Raw genomic sequence first — 18,847 nt, 5'->3', positions numbered from 1 at the left:
CGCCCGGTGCCCGGCGGCCCGCACCGGCGCCCGGGACGCCGCCGTCTCCGGGTGGCCGGACGGTGGCCTACTCAGCACCCCCACAAGGGAACTGAGCATCCGTACTCAGGCCCGGGCGGCTCCGGGCCGTCATCGTGGGGGCATGCCCATACAGTCTTGTGTTCCGCGGCCGCGCGTCGGCATCACCGCCGTCGGCAGCCTCCTGCCCGAGGACGTGCTGTCCTCCGACGACCTCCAGCGGGAGGTGTCCCGGCGCAGTGGTCTGGCGCTGCCCGCGCGGCTCCTGACCTCGGCCACCGGGATCGTCTCGCGGCGGGTCGCGGGGCCTAGGGTGTACGCGTCGACGCTCGCGGCGGGCGCGGCCCGCCGGGCACTGGACTCCGCCGGGCTGAGCCCGCTGGACGTGGACCTGCTGGTCTTCGCCTCCGCCTCGCGGGACGTGGTCGAGCCGGCGACCGCGCACATCGTGCAGGCCGAACTGGGCTCCAGGGCGCACGCCGTGGACGTGACGAACGCCTGCAACAGCTTCGTCAACGGCATCGACCTGGCCCGGAGCATGCTGCTCGCCGGGCGGGCCCGGCGGGCGCTCGTGGTCACCGGGGAGACCCCGAGCCGGGCGGTGCGCAAGGACCCCGCCGATTTCGCGGAGTTCCGCAGCGGTTTCGCCGGCTACACGTTCGGCGACGCGGGCGCGGCCGTCCTGCTGGAGGAGGTGGGGCACGGCGGGATCCTGGACGTGGACAGTGAGACGCATTCGGAGCACTGGGAGGTCGGGGGGATCCCGGGCGGCGGTTCGCGGTACCCGCGCGGGGATTCGTACACGTATTTCCAGGGGGACGGGCACGAGCTGCGCGGGGTGTTCGAGAAGGTGGGGACGGCGGTCATCGACCGGACCCTGCACCGGACGGGCATGGACTGGGGCGGTTTCGCGAAGGTGCTGGTGCACCAGGTGACGGTGCCGTACCTGGAGCGGTTCGCGGAGCTGACGGGGGTGCCGGCCGGGAAGCTGGTGGTGACGGTGCCCGAGCTGGGGAACATCGCGAGCGCGAGCATCGGGGTGCAGCTGGAGCGGGTGTTCCCGGAACTCCGGTCCGGGGAGCGGGTGCTGTTCGTCGGGCTGGGCGGCGGGATCAGCATCATGACGATGGTCTGGGAGAAGTCGTGAGCGGCGCGCGGATGTGGGTGGTGGTGCCCGCGCACGAGGAGGAGGCGCGGCTCGCGGGGACGCTGCGTGCGCTGGCCGCCCAGCGGGACCGGGACTTCACGCTGCTGGTGGTGGACAACGCCTCGGCGGACGGGACGGGGGCGATCGCGCGGGAGTTCGCGGCGGGCGCGCCGTTCCCGGTGGAGGTGATCGAGGAACCGGAGAAGGGCGTCGGCTCGGCGGTGGACACCGGGTTCCGGTACGCGATCGCGCGCGGCGCGACCCTGCTGGCCCGGACGGACGCGGACTGCCTGCCCCGGCCCGGCTGGGCGGGTGCGGCCCGGGCCGCGCTGCTGGACCGGCCCGGGCTGGTGTGCGGCCGGGTCACGGCCCGGCGCGACGAGCACGGGCCGCTGGGCCGGGCCGGTTTCTCGGGACTGGTCGCGCTGGCCGCGCTGTTCGGGCGGCTGCGCCCCGAGCACGCCCGCCGGCACGGCTTCCGGGCGCCGTACCGGATGCACGCGGGGAACAACATGGCGATCACCGCCGAGCTGTACCTGGCCGTGGGCGGGATGCCGCGGCGCCCCTCGCCGACGGACCGGCTGTTCCTGAACGCGGTACGCCGCCACACCGACCGGATCTCCCGCTGCCGGGGCATGGTCGTGGAGAACTCCACGCGCCGGCTGCGCGCGTACGGCCTCGCCGGAACCGCCCGCTGGTACCTCGACCAGGGCAGCGGCACGCACGGAACGGACGACCCCCGCTGATGCTGGACCGACTCGAACACGCGCTGCGGGCCCGGCCCGAGCGGCCCGCCGTGCTCTCCGCGACCCGCTCGGGCGGGACGCGGGTGCGCGCCACCCGGGGTGAGCTCGCCGGGCTGGCCGACGCGTACGCCGCCGCGCTGCACGCGCGCGGACTGCGCGCCGGGGACACCGTCGGAGTGGCCGTGCGGCCCGGGCCGCGGGCGCTGGCGGTGCTGCTCGCGCTGTGGCGGCTCGGGCTGCGCGGCGCCGTGCTGGACCCGGGGGCCGGCGCGGAGGTGCTGCGGGCCCGGCTCGCGCTGGCGCGGCCCGCACTGGTGCTGGCGGACGGCGCCGCGCAGGCGGTGGCGGGCTGGGCGCGGCCACTGGCCCGGCGGGCGGCGCTGGAGCTGCCGGAGCTGGCCTCGCTGGGACCGGTGGCCACGGTGGGGCCCCGGCTGCCGGGGTGCGCGCCCGCGCTGGAGCGGGGGGCGTCCCGGGCGGGGGTGCCCGCCGGGTACGACGGTGACGGTGACGCGGTGATCGTGTTCACCTCCGGGACCACCTCGCGGCCCCGGGCCGTGGTGCACACCCGGGCGGGGCTGGCCGCGGGGATGGAGACGGTGTCGGAGCTGTTCGGCGGCGGGGCCGGGCGCGGTGGCGGCGGGGCAGGGCGCGGTGGCGGCGGGGCAGGGGCCGGAGCCGGCGGTGGGCCCGGCGGCGGGGAACCCGTGCTGGGCGGGACCTTCTTCGTGCTGGTGCCCTCGCTGACGCACGGGGCGCCGGTCGCGCTGCCGGCCCGGTCCCCGGCGACGCTGGCCCGGCAACTGGACCGGCTGCGGCCCCGGGACACGTACCTGACGCCGCCGCAGCTGCGGGACGCGCTCGGCGCGGGGGCCCGGTTCGGGGGCCGGGTCTGGACGGGTTCGGCTCCGGCGAGCGCCGGGCTGCTGGGCCGGGTCCGGGAGGCGGGCGCAGACCAGGCGTGGGGGGTGTACGCGCTGACCGAGCTGTTCCCGGCCGCCGCCGTGGAGTCCCGGGAGAAGGCCGCCTTCGAGGGGCCGGGAGACCTGGTGGGGAGCCCGCTGCCCGGGGTGCGGACCGCCGTGGACGCGGCCGGCCAGCTGCTGCTGACCGGGCCCGCGGCCCGGGACCGCTACCTGGGCGAGGCGCCCGATCCCTGGGTGGCGACCGGGGACCGGGCGAGCCTGGACGGGGCCGGCCGGATCGTGCTGGAGGGCCGCTGCAAGGACATGGTGCTGCGCAGGGCGGAGAACATCTACCCCGGCCTGTACGAGCCGGGCCTGCACGTGCCGGGGGTGGAGCTGGGGGTGCTGGTCGGGGTTCCGGCGGGCGACGGGGACGAGCGCCTGGTGGCGGTGGTCCAGCCGCAGCCGGGTGTCCCCGAGCCGGTGCTGCGGGCCGCGCTCTCGGCGCCGCTGCGGCGGATGGGCACGGCCCGGCCGGACGCGCTGGTGTTCGCCCGGATCCCGTTGTCGGGGCGCTCGCGGAAGCCGGACCGGGCGGCGGTGTCGGCGCTGGCGGCGGCCCGGCTGGTGACGGCTGCGGGGGCGGGTGCTCCGAGGTCGGGGACGACGGGGCCGGGGACGACGGGGGGCCGGGGGTGAGCCTGTGGGTGGTCGTCCCCGCGTACAACGAGGCGGGGTCGATCGGCGGCACCCTGGCGGCGCTGGCCGCTCAGCAGGACACCCGGTTCCGGCTGGTGGTGGTCGACAACGCCTCCACCGACGGGACGGCCCGGGTCGTACGGGAGTTCGCCCGCTCGGCGCCCTTCCCCGTCGAGCTGGTCCACGAGCCCGAGCCCGGGGCGGGCACCGCCGCCGACACCGGCTTCCGGCACGCCGCGGGCGCCGGGGCGCGCCTGCTGCTGCGTACGGACGCGGACTGCCTGCCCGCCCGGAACTGGACGGCCGTCGCCCGGGCGGAGTTCGGCCGGGGCGCCGAGGTGCTGTGCGGGCGGAGCGTGCCGCGCCGGGACGAACGCCCGACGTTCGCCGAGGCCCGGCTGCTGCCCGCGCTGGTCCGGCTGTCCGCGCTGTACGGGCGGTGGCGGGCCGCGCACCGGGATCCCCGCTACCTCGCCCCGTACGTGCTGTGCCACGGCCACAACCTCGGCATCACCGCCGAGCTGTACCTGCGCTGCGGCGGGGCGCCGCGCGAGCGGCTGGAGGAGGGCTCGGAGGACGTGACGCTCCTCAACCGGGCCCGGGAGCACAGCGCGCGGATCGTCCGCGCCGAGCACCTGGTGGTGGAGAGCAGCCTGCGGCGGCTGCGCTCCTGGGGTGCGCGGCGCACCCTGCTCTGGTACTGGGACCGGCGCTACCGGCCCACCGACACGAAAGAGGTCCACGTCCGATGACCACCACCGCCCAGGCACGGGCACGCCGGCGCGACCGCCGGGTCTACCTGCGCAGCCACCCGCTGCTGTTCGGGCTGCTCGCCGCCACGCGGGGGCGGGCCGCGCGCCGGATCGGGGGCACGGTGCTGGTGCACGACGCCGGGGCCTACCGGGAGGCGCTGACCCGGATCCCGCTGGACCGGACGGCGGCGGGCACCACGGGCGGGGCCGCGCGGGAGGCGCTGCGCGGGGCCGGCGGGGTGCTGTTCGACCAGGAGGGCGGCGGGCACCGGGACGGCCGGCGTTCGCTGGCGGAGGGGCTGGGCGCGGCCGGGGTGGAGGAGCTGCGCGCGCTGTGGCGGCCGCTGCTGGTGCGGGGGCTCGCGCCGCTGGGCCGGGATGCGGAGGTGGACGTGGTGGCCCTGGCGCGGGAGCTGGCCGGGTCGGTGGCGGGGGCCCTCCTCGGCTGCGCGGCCGAGCCGCTGGCTCTGGCGGAGGCGGCCGCGGAGGCCGCGTCGGCGTCGGTGCGCAGCCATCTGCCGGGCCCGCCGAGGCCGGGGGCGGGGGCGGCGGCGACCCGGGCGGCGGAGCGCCTGCGGGGGCTGCTGGGTGACGGTGACGCCCTGGACGCGATGGTGGCGGTGGCCGCGGTGAACACCACCGTGGCGGCGGTGCCCCGGGCGGTCGCCTGGTGCGCGGACGCGGGACTGTGGGAGCAGGCCGCGGACGGGGGGCTGCGGCCCCGGCTGGCGGAGGAGCTGCTGCGGGTCACGGCGGCCTCGCCGGTGCTGCCCCGGGTCGCGGCGGGGGCGGGGACGGTCGGGGGCTGCCCGGTGCGGGGCGGGGACCGGCTGCTGCTGGTGGCCCGGCACGCGGCCGGGGCGCACCGGCGTGACCCGGACGGGCGGGACCCGGCACAGGGGCGTGCGGCGCGGCTGGTGTTCGGGGCGGGGCCGCACGTGTGCCCGGGGGCACGGCTGGCGACGGTCCTGCTGGCCGACGTACTGGAGGCGCTGGCTCCGCACCGGCCGGTGGTGACGCGCTCGCGGGTGGACCGGCGTGCGGCCCTGCCGGGGTGGCGCGTGCTGACGGTGAGGGCGGGCTCGTGAGGATCGGGATCACGGGCGCGAGCGGGTTCTGCGGCGGGCACGTGGCCCGCGCGGCGGCCGCGTCGGGCTTCTCGGTGGTCTGCCTGGGCCGTCGGCCGGGCCCGCTGGGCGAGCACCGGTACTGGGACGCGGCGGCCGCCGGGCCGGACCTGTCGGGCGTGGACGCGGTGGTGCACTGCGCGGCGGCGGTGGGTGATCCGGCGCCGGGTTCGCGGGCGGAGGCGGCGATGGGCGCCGTCAACGTGGACGGCACCGCGCGGCTGATGCGGGCCGCCGCCGGCCGGCCGGTGGTGTGGGTGAGCAGCGCGAGCGTGTACGACCCGCGCGTCGGCCGGGCCCGCGTCACGGAGGACCACCCGCGCGCCCACCACCTCAACGCGTACGGCCGTACGAAGGCGGCGGGCGAGGCCCTGGCGCTGGCGGCGGGTGCGGTGGTGCTCCGCCCGAGGGCGGTGTACGGGCCGGGCGACACCCAGCTCCTGCCGCGCCTGCTGTCCCGGGTCCGCGCGGGCACGCTGCTCCTGCCGGGTCCGGACGTGGAGCTGAGCCTGACGGCGGTGGAGAACCTGGCCGACGCCTGCCTGGCGGCCGCCGGCTGGACCCCGGGGGCGTACAACATCGCGGACGCGGCCCCGTACGGCCGGGACGCGGCGGTCACCGCGGTCCTGCGCGCCCACGGTGTCCGGGCGCGGATCCGCCACCTCCCCCTCCCGGCGGCGGGGGCGGCGGCCCGCGCGGCGGAATCCCTGGCCCGCCTCACCGGATCGGAGCCGGCCCTGAGCCGCTACGCGGTGGACCAGCTGGCACACCCGGTGGTACTGGACCTGTGCAGGGCCCGCGCGCAGGGCTGGACCCCGAGGCGGACCCTGGAGGACTACCTCAGCCTTCCTGTGCGGGGGTGAGCCGTAGGGAGATGCTGTTGATGCATTGACTTCCGCTCCCCACCTCCTGGAAGGAGGGGATTCCTACCACGGTCGGCTGACCGTGTCGGCGGGTTCCTGCTTCAACGCGCTGCGCCGGATCACGTCCCGGTCTTACCTGCGCTCGACAGGCTGTCACCGCCAGTCCGGCGGCCTTGGCGACGTTGACCGCCGCGTTGATGTCCCGGTCGAGGACGGCCCCGCAGGTCCCGCAATCCCACACGCGGACGTGCAAGGGCTTGGGGCCGTCCTTGATCCCGCAGAACGGAGCAGACCTGGGAGGTCGGCTCGAACCGCCCGATCCGCACAAAGGTGCGCCCGTACCGGGCGGCTTTGTACTCCAGCATGGCTACGAACTGCGCCCATCCGGCGTCGTGGACGGACTTGGCCAGACATGTGCGGGCAAGAGCTTTGACCGCCAGGCCCTCGACGGCAACCGCTTGATTCTCACGGATGATCTTCGTCGAAAGCTGGTGGTGGAAACCCCGCCGTGCGTCGGCCACCCGCGCATGCGCACGGGCCACCGTCAATCGGGCCTTCTCCCTGTTCGCGCTGCCCTTGACCTTGCGGGACAGCGAGCGCTGCGCGCGCTTGAGCTTCTTCTCGGCGCGGCGCAGGAAGCGCGGGGCGTCGATCTTCGTGCCGTCGGAGAGAACGGCGAAGTGCCCGAGTCCAAGGTCGATGCCGACCTCCGGCGTGACCCGCGGTAGCGCCTCGGACGGCTCGGTCTCAACGACGAACGAGGCAAAGTACCGCCCGGCCGCATCCTTGACCACGGTCACCGTGGACGGAGTGCACGGCAGGGTGCGAGACCACTTCACACGCACATTGCCGATCTTCGGCAGCCGCAGGTCACCGCCCGGCGTGATGGACCAGCGGGCATTGGCTGTGAAGCGGACGGCCTGCCGACTGTCCTTGCGGGACTTGAACCGGGGTGCCCCCATGCGCGGGCGCTTGCCCCTGAGGCCGTCGAAGAAACCGCGGTACGCGGCATCCAGGTCCCGCAGGGACTGTTGCAGCACTGCGGCCGACACCTGGCCGAGCCAGGCCCGCTCCGGCGTCCTCTTCGCCTCGGTGATCAGAAGCTTCGGCAGGTCTCCGGTCGTCGAGAATACCTCAGCGGCGGCGCGTGCGGCCTCACGGGCCCTGAGAGCATCGTTGTAGACCACGCGCGCACACCCGAACGCCCTTGCCAGCTCAGTGCGCTGCGGGCCGTTCGGGTACAAGCGGAAGCTGTACCGAAGGTGCACAGCGAGCACCGTACTGCGGTTGACCCATTGCCGAATATCAGAACATCTGCGCTAGTAGAGCCGCTGGGCCCGGACCCCGCTGGAGTCCGGGCCCGGCCAATCGCCCTGCTCGACGCGTTCTGCGTCAGCCCTTGTCCGGGGTCAGCCGCAAAGCAATCGAATTGATGCAGTAGCGCTGGTCGGTAGGGGTCGGGTAGCCCTCGCCCTCGAAGACGTGTCCGAGGTGGGAGCCGCACGTCGCGCAGAGGACCTCGGTGCGGACCATGCCGTGCGAGGTGTCGGCGCGCAGCTCCACCGCGTCGGTGTCCTTCGGGTCGTAGAAGGACGGCCAGCCGCAGTGCGAGTCGAACTTCTCCGAGGAGCGGAAGAGCTCGGCGCCGCAGCCGCGGCAGGAGTAGACGCCCTCCGTCTTGGTGTCGGTGTACTCGCCGCGGAAGGCGGGCTCGGTGCCGGCGAGGCGGAGCACCTGGTACTCCGACGGCGTCAGCTCCGCCTGCCACTGCTCGTCCGTCTTCTGGACCTCGTACGCCATGACGCTCCCGCTCCCTCAGTCAGTTCGACAGGCGGGCGAGGATCTTGGGTCCCAGATCCGTGACGTCGCCCGCGCCCATGGTGAGAACGAGATCACCGGGCTTGGCCATTCCCGCGATGACCTCGGCGACGGCGTCCTTGTCGTGCTCGGCGGCGACGTCGGCGCCGGCGGTGCGGGCGGCGGAGATGATCAGCTCGCTGGTGACGCCGGGGATCGGGTCCTCGCGGGCCGGGTAGATGTCGAGGACGACGGAGGCGTCGGCCAGGGCGAGGGCCTGGCCCATCTCCTTGCCCAGTTCCTGGGTGCGGGAGAAGAGGTGGGGCTGGAAGACGACCAGGATGCGGGAGTCCCCGGCGGCGCCGCGGATGGCCTCCAGGTCGGCGGTCATCTCGGTGGGGTGGTGCGCGTAGGAGTCGATGACCTGGACTCCGGCGGCCTCGCCCTTGAGCTGGAGGCGGCGCTTGACGCCGGTGTACTTGCCGAGCGCGGCGGCGAGGTCGTCGGCCGGGATGCCGAGGGCGACGCCGGCGGTGAGGGCGGCGACGGCGTTGTGGGCGTAGTGGCGGCCGGGCACGGAGACGGTGAAGACGATCTCGCGGCCGTCGATCACGACCGAGACCTCGCTGGTCAGGCCGCGGGGGGTGACCTTGCGGATCCAGACGTCGGCGGTCTCGTCCTCGCCGTACGTCTTGACGATCAGGTCGGGGTTGCCGCTGACGCGGCGGGCGATCTCGGCGGCGCCTTCCTGGCCGTGGGCGACGACGAGGATGCCACCGGGGACGACCTTGCCGACGAAGGTCTCGAAGGACTCGTAGATCTCCTCCATCGACGCGTAGTTCGCGTGGTGGTCGAGCTCCGCGTTGAGGATGATCGCGACCTGAGGGGTGTACTTGTGGAAGCTGCGGTCGCTCTCGTCCGCCTCGGCCACGAAGACGTCGCCCTCGCCGTGGTGGGCGTTGGAGCCGGGGGCGTCCAGGTCGCCGCCGATGGCGTACGAGGGGTCCAGTCCCAGGGCGCCGAGCGCGACGGCCAGCATCGAGGTGGTGGTGGTCTTGCCGTGGGTGCCGGCGACCGCGATCGGGCGCAGGCCGTCCATGACGGAGGCGAGGGCGTCCGAGCGGTGCACGACCGGGATGCCGAGCTCGGCGGCGCGGGCCAGCTCGGGGTTGTCGGCGCGGATCGCGCTGGAGACGACGACGCAGGTGGCGTCGGTGGCGAGGTGTCCGGCGGCGTGCCCGATGTGGACCGTGGCGCCGTGGGCGCGCAGCGCCTCGGCGGTCTCGGAGTCACGGGAGTCGCTGCCGGCCACCTGCGCACCGCGCTGGGCGAGGATCTTCGCGATGCCGGACATGCCGGCGCCGCCGATGCCGATGAAGTGGGGCCGTTCCATCGCGGTCGGCAGGCCGGGCTTCATTCAGGTCGCTCCAGGATCGAGTGCGGGGGGTGCCCGCCGGGGTGTGTCCGCCCCAGCCTATTCGTTGTGGGCGAAGAGCTTGAGCACCGGAACCTCCACTTTGTGCCGGGCGCGGGAGGCCCAGTCCCGGTGGAAGAACTCCTCGACCAGGTGGGGGGCGGTCAGGACGATCACCTCGTCGGCGCGGGTCTCGTCGACGACGGCCTTGAGTTTGTCGAGCGGGTGGTCCTCGACGATCTGGCCGACGGCCTTGGCGCCCTTGGCCCGCAGGGCCGCGAGTGAGTGTTCGAGTGCTTGTGCGGCGGGGCCCAGGGCGGCCTTGCCCTCGGGTACGTCGGCCTCGCGGAGGGCCTCGGGGAGCTCACCGAGCGCCACGTCGTCGATGGCGCGGAGCAGTCGGTCCTGGTCGCCCCTGGGTTGCATGAGGACGAAGAAGGAGACCGTGTCGTCTCCGTGCAGGCTGGTGACGAAGTCCACGTCCACCGTGGTCAGCGGCTGCTCGATCATCAATACGCTCGTGAACACGGACGCCCTCTCCTTCATGGGCCGAGGCCGGTCGGCCGGCCCCTGCGGAAACCATCCTGCCCCGCCGTCGCGCGGGGCCTCGCGAGTATGTGTGCCCAGGTATGTGCCCGTCGGAAGCTAAGCGGAACGAGAAATTCCGCTCCTTGTCAGATCCGACGGTAACGGGTGAACAGGAACCCGGCCTCTTCCAGTACGCAGGCGGGGGCGAGCCGGTGCGGAACCGTGACGGAGGGCCCTCCGGAGATCCGCTGGGCGCCGCCCGCCGTGAGCGTCGGGGAGATCGTCAGGCACAGCTCGTCGAGCACGTCGGCGGCCACGAACTGGCCCAGCAGCCGGGGCCCGCCCTCGGTCAGCTGACGGCGCAGCCCGCGCGCGGCCAGCTCGCGCACCACCCGCTCCGGGTCCACGGCGGCCCCCTCCCCCGCCACCACGACCTCGGCCCCGGCCGCGACGGCCGCGGCCACCCGGTCCGAGGGGGCGCCGGCGCCGGTGACCACCAGGGTGGGCACCAGGGGGGCGGTGAACAGGGGCAGGGAGAAGTCCAGGTCCAGGCTCGCGGTGACCACCGCGATGACGGCCGCGGGGCCCTGTCCGGCGGCCTTTCGGCGGGCCGCGAAGGCCTCCCGGGCCCGGGCCGGGCGGTAACCCTCCTGGCGAACCGTTTCCGCCCCCACGACCACCACGTCCGCCAGGGCCCGCAGGGTGCCGAAGATCCGCATGTCGGTCTCGCCCGAGATGGGCTGCGAGCGCCCGTCGTGCTGCGCGGCCCCGTCCAGGGTGGAGACCATGTTCGCCCGCAGCCAGTGCGCCCCGGGGGCCGGCTCGGGGTAGGCGTACGCCTCCGCCAGCTCGTCCAGCGACCACTCGCGGTCGGCCGTGGCCCCGGACGGGGCGGGTGTCTGATCGGTCACAGGGAACAGGCGTCGCATCGGTGCAGTGTGACACGCCCCGTAGAGTTAAGAGCTGTGTCAACATCACTCTCCATCTCCGGTCCTGCCTCCGGGCAGCCACCTATAGCCGGCGCGGGCCCACTCGCCCTGTGCGCCCGCGAGCCGCGCGTGCCCGCCGAACGGCTGGTGGCCGAGATGGTGCCGCCGCCCCGCTTCGATTCGGTGCGCTTCGACACCTACGACCCGGACCCGGCCCAGCCGAGCCAGGCCGAGGCCGTCACCGTGCTGAGCGGCTTCGCCGCCGGCCTCGGCGGCGCCCACGCCAGCGGAGCCGGCAAGCGCAAGTGGTTCCGGAAGAAGGCCCCCGCGCCGGCTCCCGGCCCGCGCGGCGTGTACCTCGACGGCGGCTACGGCGTCGGCAAGACGCACCTGCTGGCCTCCCTCTGGCACGCCACCCCGGCCGAGCCCGCGCTCAAGGCGTTCGGCACGTTCGTCGAGCTCACCAACCTGGTCGGCGCGCTCGGCTTCCAGCAGACCGTGCAGACCCTGGGCGGACACCGGCTGCTGTGCATCGACGAGTTCGAGCTGGACGACCCGGGCGACACCGTGCTGGTGTCCTCGCTGCTCAGCCGGCTCGTGGAGCAGGGCGTGGCGCTGGCCGCCACCTCCAACACGCTGCCCGGCAAGCTCGGCGAGGGCCGCTTCGCCGCCGCCGACTTCCTGCGCGAGATCCAGGGGCTGTCCGCCCATTTCCGGCCGCTGCGCATCGACGGCCAGGACTACCGCCACCGCGGCCTGCCCGAGGCCCCGGCGCCCTTCTCCGACGAGCAGGTCGCGAAGGCCGCGTACGCGACCCCCGGCGCGAGCCTCGACGACTTCCCCGGCCTGCTGGAGCACCTGGCGAAGGTCCACCCGAGCCGCTACGGAGCGCTGACCGACGGGATAGCGGCGGTCTGCCTGACCGACGTCGTCCCGGTGCCGGACCAGTCGACGGCGCTGCGCCTGGTGGTGCTGGCCGACCGGCTGTACGACCGCGAGGTCCCGGTGCTGGCCTCCGGGGTGCCCTTCGACCGGCTCTTCAGTGAAGAGATGCTCAACGGCGGTTATCGGAAGAAGTACTTCCGAGCCATATCGCGGCTCACCGCCCTCGCGCGCGACGCGAAACCCCTGGTCTCCCAGTAGGTTTGGCACGGCCGGGCGCTCCTCGCGGCCCGGCCGTTTCCACTTCCGCGAAGGGATACCACCATGGCCACCACGCGTCACGCGCACACCGTCTGGGAAGGCAACCTGCTGGAGGGCAAGGGTCAGGTGACCCTCGACTCCTCCGGCAAGGGCACCTTCGACGTCTCCTGGCCCTCCCGTGCCGAGGCCGCGAACGGCAAGACCAGCCCCGAGGAGCTGATCGCCGCCGCCCACTCCAGCTGCTTCTCGATGGCCCTTTCGCACGGCCTCGCGGGCGCGGGCACCCCGCCCACCCGTCTGGAGACCAAGGCCGACGTCACCTTCCAGCCGGGTGAGGGCATCACCGGCATCCACCTGACCGTGGAGGGCGAGGTCCCGGGCCTCGACAACGACGCCTTCGTCGCCGCCGCCGAGGACGCCAAGAAGAACTGCCCCGTCAGCCAGGCCCTGACGGGTACGACGATCACCCTGAGCGCCAAGCTCGCCTGATCCCCGCACCACCGCCGGGCGCCGCCCGTCACCCCTCCGGGGCCCGCGCACACCGCCGGGGCCGGGCGGGGTGACGGGGCCCGGCGGGGTGACAGGGCCGGGCAGGGTGACAGGGCCCGGCGGAGTGACGGGGCCGGGCTGGGTTGACGGGGCCCGGCGAGTGACGGGCCGCGCCCGGCGCACGCGTCGCGGCCCCCGGTGCGGCGCGCCGTGGTACCACGGGCCGGTCACATCTCCAGCCGCGCACCGGGGAGTTGCCGATGTCCGTCACCCGACGCAGCCTGCTCGCGGCGGGCACGATCGCCTTCAGCGGGGCCCTCGGGGCGCTCTTCGCCCCGGACCGCGCCCGGGCCTCCGCCCGGGGGTACGGGCCGCTGCTGCCCGACCCGGCCGGGCTGCTGGACCTGCCCGGCGGCTTCTCGTACCGGGTGCTCTCGCGCGCCGGGGACCCGCTGCGCTCGGGCGAGGGCACGGTCCCGGGGAACTGCGACGGCATGGCCGCCTTCGGCGCGGGCGGGGGCCGGCTGCGCCTGGTCCGCAACCACGAGAACCGCGCCACTGCCGCGCTGCGGGTCCCCGCCGTGGACGGGCTCACGTACGACCCCGGGGCGCTGGGCGGCTGCACGGTGCTGGAGCTGGACCGGGCGGGCGCGGTGCGGGGTGAGCGGGTCGGGCTGGCCGGGACCGCCGTCAACTGCGCGGGCGGGCGCACCCCTTGGAACACCTGGCTGAGCTGCGAGGAGACCGAGGAGCGTGCCGGGGAGTCCGGGTACGCCCGGGACCACGGGTACGTCTTCGAGGTGGACCCCGCCGATCCGCGCGGGCTGGGCGCCGTCCCGCTGACCGCGCTGGGCCGCTTCGCGCACGAGGCCGTCGCCGTGGACCCGTACCGGGGGGTGGTCTACGAGACGGAGGACGCGTTCGTACGGCCCTTCGGGCTGTTCTACCGCTTCCTGCCGGCGCTGCCGCTCGGCGGCCGCGGCTCCCTGCGGGCGGGCGGGGTGCTGGAGGCGATGCGGGTGCCCGGGGTGGCGGACCTGGCGGCGGTGGACGAGCCGGGGGCGGAGTTCCCGGTGGAGTGGGTGCCCGTACCGGACCCGTCGGCGGCGGGGACGCCGGTCCGGTTCCAGGACTTCGGCCCGCGCGGGATCACCCACGCGCAGAAGCTGGAGGGCTGCTACTGGGGCGGCGCCGGGGTGTACTTCGTCTCCAGCTTCGCCCGCGGCCGCGAGGGGGCCGCCGCCGACCACCACGGCCAGGTCTGGTTCCACGACCCGCTGCGCGGCCGGCTCCGGCTGGAGGTGCTCTTCGGGCCCTCGGCGGACACAGCCCTGCCCGGGGACTCCCCCGACAACATCTGCCTGGCTCCCGACGGGGGGCTGATGGTGTGCGAGGACGGCGGCGGCGACCAGTACGTCTTCGGGGTGACCCGCGACGGGGAGGTCTACCCGGTGGCCCGCAACGCGGAGGACACCGGCGTGCCGGGGGCGCCGGAGCGGGGGGAGTTCGCGGGGGTCACCTTCTCCCCCGACGGGCGGACGATGTACGTCAACGCCTACGCGCCGGGTACCACGTTCGCGGTGACCGGCCCCTGGCGGTGACCCGCCGCCGGCCCGCCGGCCGGGACCCGGCCGTCTCACCCGGCCGTCGCGCGCGGCCGTCTCACGCGGCCGTCTCGCGCCGCCGTCTCGCGCGGCCGTTCGGTGTGCCGCAGGATCGTACGGTGGCGAAGAAGCGGACGTACGGCACGGGGAGCGACGGCGGCGGGATCCGCGGGGGCCCGGGCGTGTCCGCGGGCACGGGCGCCCGGCGGCCCCTCGCCCCGCTGCTGCGGGTGGCGCCCGGGGAGCGGGTCGACCTCGCCGCCCTGGACACCTCCGCCACCCCGGGCGGCCCCGCCGGCAAGGCCGCGGGGACCGAGGCCATCACCCGGATGGCCGCACCCCTGGCCTCCCTCCAGGAACGGCTCTACGCGGCGAGCACCGCCGGGGACCGGCGCCGGCTGCTGCTGGTCCTCCAGGGCATGGACACCAGCGGCAAGGGCGGCACGGTCAAGCACGTCATCGGCCAGCTCAACCCCGCCGGCTGCCGCGTCAGGGCCTTCAAGGCCCCCACGCGCGAGGAGCGCGGCCACTCCTTCCTCTGGCGGATCGAGAGGGCCCTCCCCCAGCCGGGCGAGATCGGGATCTTCGACCGTTCGCACTACGAGGACGTCCTCGTCGCCCGGGTGCGGGAGCTGGTGCCGGCCGACCGGCTGTCCCGGCGCTACGCGCAGATCAACGCCTTCGAGAAGTCCCTCGCCGACGACGGCGTGACCGTGGTCAAGGTCTTCCTGCACCTCGGCTACGAGGAGCAGCGCAGGCGGCTCCTGGCGCGGCTCGACAACCCCGACAAGCACTGGAAGTTCAGCCCCGGGGACATCGACGACCGGCTGATGTGGCCGGCGTACCGGGAGGCGTACGAGCTGGTCCTGGAGCGCTGCTCGACGGAGGCGGCGCCCTGGTACGTGGTCCCCGCGGACCGGAAGTGGTACCGGAACTGGGCGGTCGGGTCACTGCTGCTGGAGCACCTGGAGGAGATCGGTCCGGTGTACCCGCCGGGTGACTTCGACGTGCAGGAGTGCCGCAATCGTCTGCTTGCCACATAGTCATATAGTTTGCTTACGTGACCATTTCCGCACGCAACGTAGCGGCCACGGCCGTACTCGGTGCCCTCTGCGCCGCCCTCACGGGATGCGGGGGCGGCCCCTCCGGTCCGGCGCAGGGCTCCGGACAGGGCCGGCTGGCCGCCCCCGCCGCCTCCGCCCCGGCCACCGCGTCCGCCCAGGCCTCCCCCTCCTCGTCCACCCCCGCCTCCCCGCTGGCCGGCGCGCCCGCCAAGGTCCCGACCCTGGCCCCGGGCCCGAACGGCCTGACGCCCGTCTTCGAACGGGCCCGGCAGCGCACCGAGAAGACCGTGGCGCTGACCTTCGACGCCGACATGACCTCCGATCAGGGGCCGCGCGCCGCCTCGGGCGAACGCTTCGACAATCCGGGGCTGATCGACACCCTGCGCCGGCTGAAGGTGCCCTCGACGGTCTTCATGACGGGCCGCTGGGCCGAGGAGTACCCCGACCAGGCCAAGTCCATCGGCACGGACCCCGCCTTCGAGATCGCCAACCACTCCTACAGCCACCACGCCTTCACATCCCCCTGCTACGGGCTCCCCGCGCTGGACGGCGAGGCCGCGCGGGCCGACGTGGATCGCGCCTTCGCGGCGTTCAGGGCAGCCGGAGCGGTCAACACCGTCCCGTACTTCCGCTTCCCCGGCGGCTGCTACGACGACCAGGCGCTGCGGGCCCTGTCCCCCGCCAAGGTCACCGCGGTGCAGTGGGACGTGGTCAGCGGGGACGCCTTCGCGAAGGACCCCGACGCGGTGGCGGAACAGGTGCTGGCCGGGGTGAAGCCCGGCTCGGTGGTGGTCATGCACTGCACGCGCAGCGCGGCCCCGGTGACGGAGCAGGCGATCCAGAAGATCGTCCCGGAACTGCGAAAGCGGGGGTTCCGCTTCGTGAAGGTGTCGGAGCTGATGGGGAAGTAACGTTCCCCCTTCAGCCGGCGGCCGCCCCGGTCAGCCCCGCCGCGCGCTGACCAGGCAGGCCGCCGCCCCCGCCGCGCCGGCCAGCAGCAGCGCCCCCGCCAGCGCCCCGAGCGGGAGCGGAACGGTGCCCGAGCGGGCGGCCCCGACCAGGGCGGACACCGCACCGCGGGCCGGCGAGTACGCCACGACCCAGGCCAGCAGCGAGCCCACGCCCCCCGCGAGGACGGCGAGCCCGCGCCCCCGCACCACCGGCCGGCTGCACACCGCGCCCACGGCGGCCCCCGTGAGGGCGCAGACCGCCACCGCCACCGCTCCGGCGAGCGCGGTCCCGGCCGGGGCCCGGTGCCCGAGTTCGCCGGCCAGCAGGGCGTAGGCCCCGCCCGCCGCCCCGCCGAGCAGGGTCCCGGCCAGGGCGGTCAGCAGGGCCGCCGCATGGACCCGTACCGGGCCGGCCGCGGCGGCGGAGACCGCCCGGGCGGCCGGGGGCTCGGCCGTCACGCAGATCCGGACCAGCCAGGCGGCCAGCGGCACCAGGCCCGCCGCCGCGTAGCCGAGGGCGTCGAGCGCCGGGTCGCCGGCGCGGATGCCGACCGCGACGAACGCCGCGTACACGACGAGCGGGGCGATCCAGCGCTGGGAGCGCAGCAGCAGGGCGCCCTGGTAGCGCAGCAGGGCGGTCACGGTCACGGGAGGGCCTCCACGGCGCGGATGTGCCAGGGCGGGAGCGCGGTCAGCAGCTCGCGCAGCACCGCGTCCGAGCGGGCGGCGTCCACGGTCAGCAGGACCCCGCCGCCCGGGGCGGGTACGGGCGCGGCGGCGGCCAGGCCCGGCGGCGGGGCGGCGCCGGGCGGGCCGACGGCGTGGATCCGTACGGCGGCCGTGCGCAGCCCGCCGCCCGGGGCCGCGGATTCCAGGGTGCCGCCGCGCACCCGGTAGTGGGCGTCGGGCCGGCCGGCCAGCCGGGCCGGGTCGTGGTCGACGAAGACCACCGTGCCCCCGGCGGCGGTCCGTTCGGCGACGGCGCGGTCCAGTTCCGCCCGGGCGGGCGCGTCCAGGCCCGTCCAGGCCTCGTCGAGGACGAGCAGCCCCGGCCCGGCGAGCAGGGCCTGGGCGACGGCGACCTTCTGGCTGGTGCCCTTGGACAGTTCGGCCATCGGGGTGCGGGCGTGGGCGGCGGCGCCGAACCTCTCCAGCCCCTCCGCCGCCCGGCGGGCCGCCTCCGCCCCCGTCAGACCGTGCACCCGGCCCAGGTGGGTCAGGTAGGCGCCCGCCGTCAGGGGCAGGGCCGCGGGGAAGCGTTCGGGTACGTAGGCGGTACGGGGCGGGCGGCCCTCGATCCGGCCCTCGGTCGGCGTGTCGATGCCGGCGACGAGGCGCAGCAGGGTGGACTTGCCGCCGCCGTTGCCGCCTTCGACGCGGACCAGGGCCCCGGCCGGCAGTTCCGCCGTGACGCCGCGCAGCACCCAGGGCCGCCGCCGGCCGTAGCGGCGGCCCACGCCGGTGAGCCTCAGTGCGTGGCCGCCGTCTCGGTGAGCTCGCTGGGCCGGACGATGACGAAGCCCTCGCCGCTCAGCTTCAGCTGGACGACTTCACCGGAGCCGCCGCGGATCATGGAGCCGAAGGACTGGGAGCGGTGCAGCCCGGTCTCCAGCGCCGCGCTCCAGCCGACGACCGCGTCCGTGTCCACGTACACCGGCGCCTGCGCGGTCACCGGGATGATGATCGGAGTGCCGTCGCAGACCACGGCGAGCTTGCCGGTGCCGGTGAAGAGGCTGTTGAAGAGGCCGCCGCCGGTCATGCCGGCGCCCTTCACCGCCCTGATCTCGTAGGACAGCGTGGGGTCGAAGCACAACACGTTGCGCCCGTTGATCGTGAGCGCGTCGCCGGGCTCGAAGTCGATGACGAAGCAGTTGCCGGCCTGGTGCGCGAACCACGCCTCGCCCTGGCCGCGTACGGACATCAGCGCGAGCCCCTCGCCGGTGACCGCCCGCTTGAGCAGGCCGCCGATGCCCCCCTGGCCCTTGTGCTCGAACTGGAGGTTGCCGCGGAAGGCGACCATGGACCCCTGGCGGGCGAACATCTCCCCGTTGACGGCGTACTTGACGGACTTGGCGTTCTGCAGGGTCATACCGGGTGCGGTGGACGGCTGCGCCAGGTTCTCCGACGCGAAGAGGTCACTTTTCACTGCACTCCAGCCTTGTCTCTTCAGGCGGTCAGGGATGAATGCAACTGTCGTTCTAAACAGTCTACTTACTCGTGTTGCTGTTCCTGTGTGACGGCATGTTGCTGACCTGCTTCGCTCGTGACGGGTGCGAGAGCTGGGACGCCTCCCGGGAACCGCTGATCTGTGACAGCATGCCGGTCCTCATCGACGATGATTTGCCGTTCGAGGACGGGAAGGCCTGCGGGCGGCGCTCGGCGCATTCGCTGAGTACCGGCCGGCCGGACCGCTCTACGCGGAGCGAGGGCTCGAAGGCGCGGCCGACACGTATCAGTGTCAGGCGGTTAGGTTCGCCGCCGGAACTGCTGGATGGACTCGGTTGCCAGCATGGCGACCCCAAGGGTGACCAGCGCCCAGGTCGTCTGCCCGGTCGTGGCGCCACTCGCGATGTATCCCGCGATTCCTCCTGCACCGATGGTCCCGATCTTGTCGTGGAGCGCCGGCGGGAGGTTCGGTATGGGAAGGGACAGACGCCTCGGTTCCTGGGGCT

Annotated in this window: 18 protein-coding genes and 1 pseudogene; 11 read left to right on the top strand and 8 right to left on the bottom strand. The window is 74.8% G+C overall.

What is annotated here, in order from left to right; translation table 11 throughout:
• The first annotated feature begins 142 nt into the window (after positions 1-142).
• Genes AC069X_RS08100 through AC069X_RS08075 form a run of 6 tightly spaced genes read left to right on the top strand, consistent with a single transcriptional unit; the run spans position 143 to position 6,257 of the window.
• Positions 143-1,165 (top strand): 3-oxoacyl-ACP synthase III family protein, encoded by a 1,023-nt coding sequence (locus tag AC069X_RS08100; RefSeq protein WP_478726288.1) that lies wholly within the window; start codon positions 143-145, stop codon positions 1,163-1,165.
• Positions 1,162-1,911 (top strand): glycosyltransferase family 2 protein, encoded by a 750-nt coding sequence (locus AC069X_RS08095; RefSeq protein ID WP_478726286.1) that lies wholly within the window; start codon positions 1,162-1,164, stop codon positions 1,909-1,911. The genes AC069X_RS08100 and AC069X_RS08095 overlap by 4 nt, the downstream gene beginning before the upstream one ends.
• Positions 1,911-3,515 (top strand): AMP-binding protein, encoded by a 1,605-nt coding sequence (locus tag AC069X_RS08090; protein WP_478726284.1) that lies wholly within the window; start codon positions 1,911-1,913, stop codon positions 3,513-3,515. Before AC069X_RS08095 ends, AC069X_RS08090 begins: the two co-directional genes overlap by 1 nt.
• A complete protein-coding gene (locus AC069X_RS08085; protein WP_478726282.1) occupies positions 3,512-4,267 on the top strand; it encodes a glycosyltransferase family 2 protein in 756 nt (251 codons plus the stop codon). Before AC069X_RS08090 ends, AC069X_RS08085 begins: the two co-directional genes overlap by 4 nt.
• Positions 4,264-5,355, top strand: a complete 1,092-nt coding sequence (locus AC069X_RS08080) for a cytochrome P450 (protein WP_478726280.1) — start codon at positions 4,264-4,266, stop codon at positions 5,353-5,355. The genes AC069X_RS08085 and AC069X_RS08080 overlap by 4 nt, the downstream gene beginning before the upstream one ends.
• Positions 5,352-6,257, top strand: coding sequence for an NAD-dependent epimerase/dehydratase family protein (locus tag AC069X_RS08075; protein WP_478726278.1), 906 nt, complete (start codon positions 5,352-5,354; stop codon positions 6,255-6,257). Before AC069X_RS08080 ends, AC069X_RS08075 begins: the two co-directional genes overlap by 4 nt.
• On the opposite strand, the pseudogene AC069X_RS08070 reads toward AC069X_RS08075, so the two are convergent.
• From AC069X_RS08070 to AC069X_RS08050, 5 genes and pseudogenes are all read right to left on the bottom strand, one after another.
• Positions 6,235-7,525, bottom strand: a pseudogene (locus AC069X_RS08070) (RNA-guided endonuclease InsQ/TnpB family protein). The gene AC069X_RS08075 and the pseudogene AC069X_RS08070 overlap by 23 nt on opposite strands.
• Positions 7,526-7,649: 124 nt before the next feature.
• Positions 7,650-8,057: a peptide-methionine (R)-S-oxide reductase MsrB gene (gene msrB / locus AC069X_RS08065; RefSeq protein ID WP_478726276.1), complete on the bottom strand. Its 408-nt coding sequence runs from the start codon at positions 8,055-8,057 to the stop codon at positions 7,650-7,652.
• 19 nt (positions 8,058-8,076) lie between these two features.
• Entirely contained in the window at positions 8,077-9,471 is a 1,395-nt protein-coding gene (gene murC, locus AC069X_RS08060; RefSeq protein WP_478726275.1) for a UDP-N-acetylmuramate--L-alanine ligase, read from the bottom strand.
• A 57-nt stretch (positions 9,472-9,528) separates the two neighbouring features.
• A complete protein-coding gene (locus AC069X_RS08055; protein ID WP_478726273.1) occupies positions 9,529-9,996 on the bottom strand; it encodes an indole-3-glycerol phosphate synthase in 468 nt (155 codons plus the stop codon).
• Between the two features lie 146 nt (positions 9,997-10,142).
• Positions 10,143-10,925: a pyrimidine reductase family protein gene (locus AC069X_RS08050; RefSeq protein WP_478726271.1), complete on the bottom strand. Its 783-nt coding sequence runs from the start codon at positions 10,923-10,925 to the stop codon at positions 10,143-10,145.
• Between the two features lie 36 nt (positions 10,926-10,961).
• Between AC069X_RS08050 and zapE the strand changes: the two genes are divergently transcribed.
• The 5 genes from zapE (at position 10,962) to AC069X_RS08025 (ending at position 16,136) form a co-directional block, all read left to right on the top strand.
• Entirely contained in the window at positions 10,962-12,068 is a 1,107-nt protein-coding gene (gene zapE, locus AC069X_RS08045) for a cell division protein ZapE (RefSeq protein WP_478726269.1), read from the top strand.
• Between the two features lie 63 nt (positions 12,069-12,131).
• Positions 12,132-12,557: an OsmC family protein gene (locus AC069X_RS08040; protein ID WP_007267209.1), complete on the top strand. Its 426-nt coding sequence runs from the start codon at positions 12,132-12,134 to the stop codon at positions 12,555-12,557.
• Positions 12,558-12,817: 260 nt separating this feature from the next.
• Positions 12,818-14,158: an alkaline phosphatase PhoX gene (locus AC069X_RS08035; protein ID WP_478726267.1), complete on the top strand. Its 1,341-nt coding sequence runs from the start codon at positions 12,818-12,820 to the stop codon at positions 14,156-14,158.
• 167 nt (positions 14,159-14,325) lie between these two features.
• A complete protein-coding gene (locus tag AC069X_RS08030; protein ID WP_478726379.1) occupies positions 14,326-15,204 on the top strand; it encodes a polyphosphate kinase 2 family protein in 879 nt (292 codons plus the stop codon).
• Between the two features lie 17 nt (positions 15,205-15,221).
• On the top strand, positions 15,222-16,136 hold the full coding sequence (locus tag AC069X_RS08025; RefSeq protein WP_478726265.1) for a polysaccharide deacetylase family protein: 915 nt from the start codon (positions 15,222-15,224) through the stop codon (positions 16,134-16,136).
• A gap of 30 nt (positions 16,137-16,166) precedes the next feature.
• Here the strand turns inward: AC069X_RS08025 and AC069X_RS08020 are convergent, their stop codons facing one another.
• The 3 genes from AC069X_RS08020 to AC069X_RS08010 are packed head-to-tail and all read right to left on the bottom strand — an operon-like array spanning position 16,167 to position 18,321.
• Entirely contained in the window at positions 16,167-16,817 is a 651-nt protein-coding gene (locus tag AC069X_RS08020) for an ABC transporter (RefSeq protein ID WP_478726377.1), read from the bottom strand.
• Between the two features lie 2 nt (positions 16,818-16,819).
• Positions 16,820-17,647, bottom strand: coding sequence for an ABC transporter ATP-binding protein (locus tag AC069X_RS08015; protein WP_478726375.1), 828 nt, complete (start codon positions 17,645-17,647; stop codon positions 16,820-16,822).
• Positions 17,644-18,321 (bottom strand): AIM24 family protein, encoded by a 678-nt coding sequence (locus tag AC069X_RS08010; RefSeq protein ID WP_478726263.1) that lies wholly within the window; start codon positions 18,319-18,321, stop codon positions 17,644-17,646. The genes AC069X_RS08015 and AC069X_RS08010 overlap by 4 nt, the downstream gene beginning before the upstream one ends.
• Between the last annotated feature and the right edge of the window lie 526 nt (positions 18,322-18,847).

It is taken from the genome of Streptomyces sp. NPDC043896 (assembly GCF_056435605.1).
The sequence above is the reverse complement of the archived record's forward strand: the minus strand, read 5'-3'. Positions and strand labels throughout refer to the sequence as shown.

Excerpts from the sequence above, each read along its gene's own strand:
- AC069X_RS08100 (WP_478726288.1), top strand. The coding sequence starts at position 143 with ATGCCCATACAGTCTTGTGTTCCGCGGCCGCGCGTCGGCATCACCGCC.
- AC069X_RS08090 (WP_478726284.1), top strand. The coding sequence starts at position 1,911 with ATGCTGGACCGACTCGAACACGCGCTGCGGGCCCGGCCCGAGCGGCCC.
- AC069X_RS08080 (WP_478726280.1), top strand. The coding sequence starts at position 4,264 with ATGACCACCACCGCCCAGGCACGGGCACGCCGGCGCGACCGCCGGGTC.
- msrB (WP_478726276.1), bottom strand. The coding sequence starts at position 8,057 with ATGGCGTACGAGGTCCAGAAGACGGACGAGCAGTGGCAGGCGGAGCTG.
- murC (WP_478726275.1), bottom strand. The coding sequence starts at position 9,471 with ATGAAGCCCGGCCTGCCGACCGCGATGGAACGGCCCCACTTCATCGGC.
- AC069X_RS08050 (WP_478726271.1), bottom strand. The coding sequence starts at position 10,925 with ATGCGACGCCTGTTCCCTGTGACCGATCAGACACCCGCCCCGTCCGGG.
- AC069X_RS08040 (WP_007267209.1), top strand. The coding sequence starts at position 12,132 with ATGGCCACCACGCGTCACGCGCACACCGTCTGGGAAGGCAACCTGCTG.
- AC069X_RS08035 (WP_478726267.1), top strand. The coding sequence starts at position 12,818 with ATGTCCGTCACCCGACGCAGCCTGCTCGCGGCGGGCACGATCGCCTTC.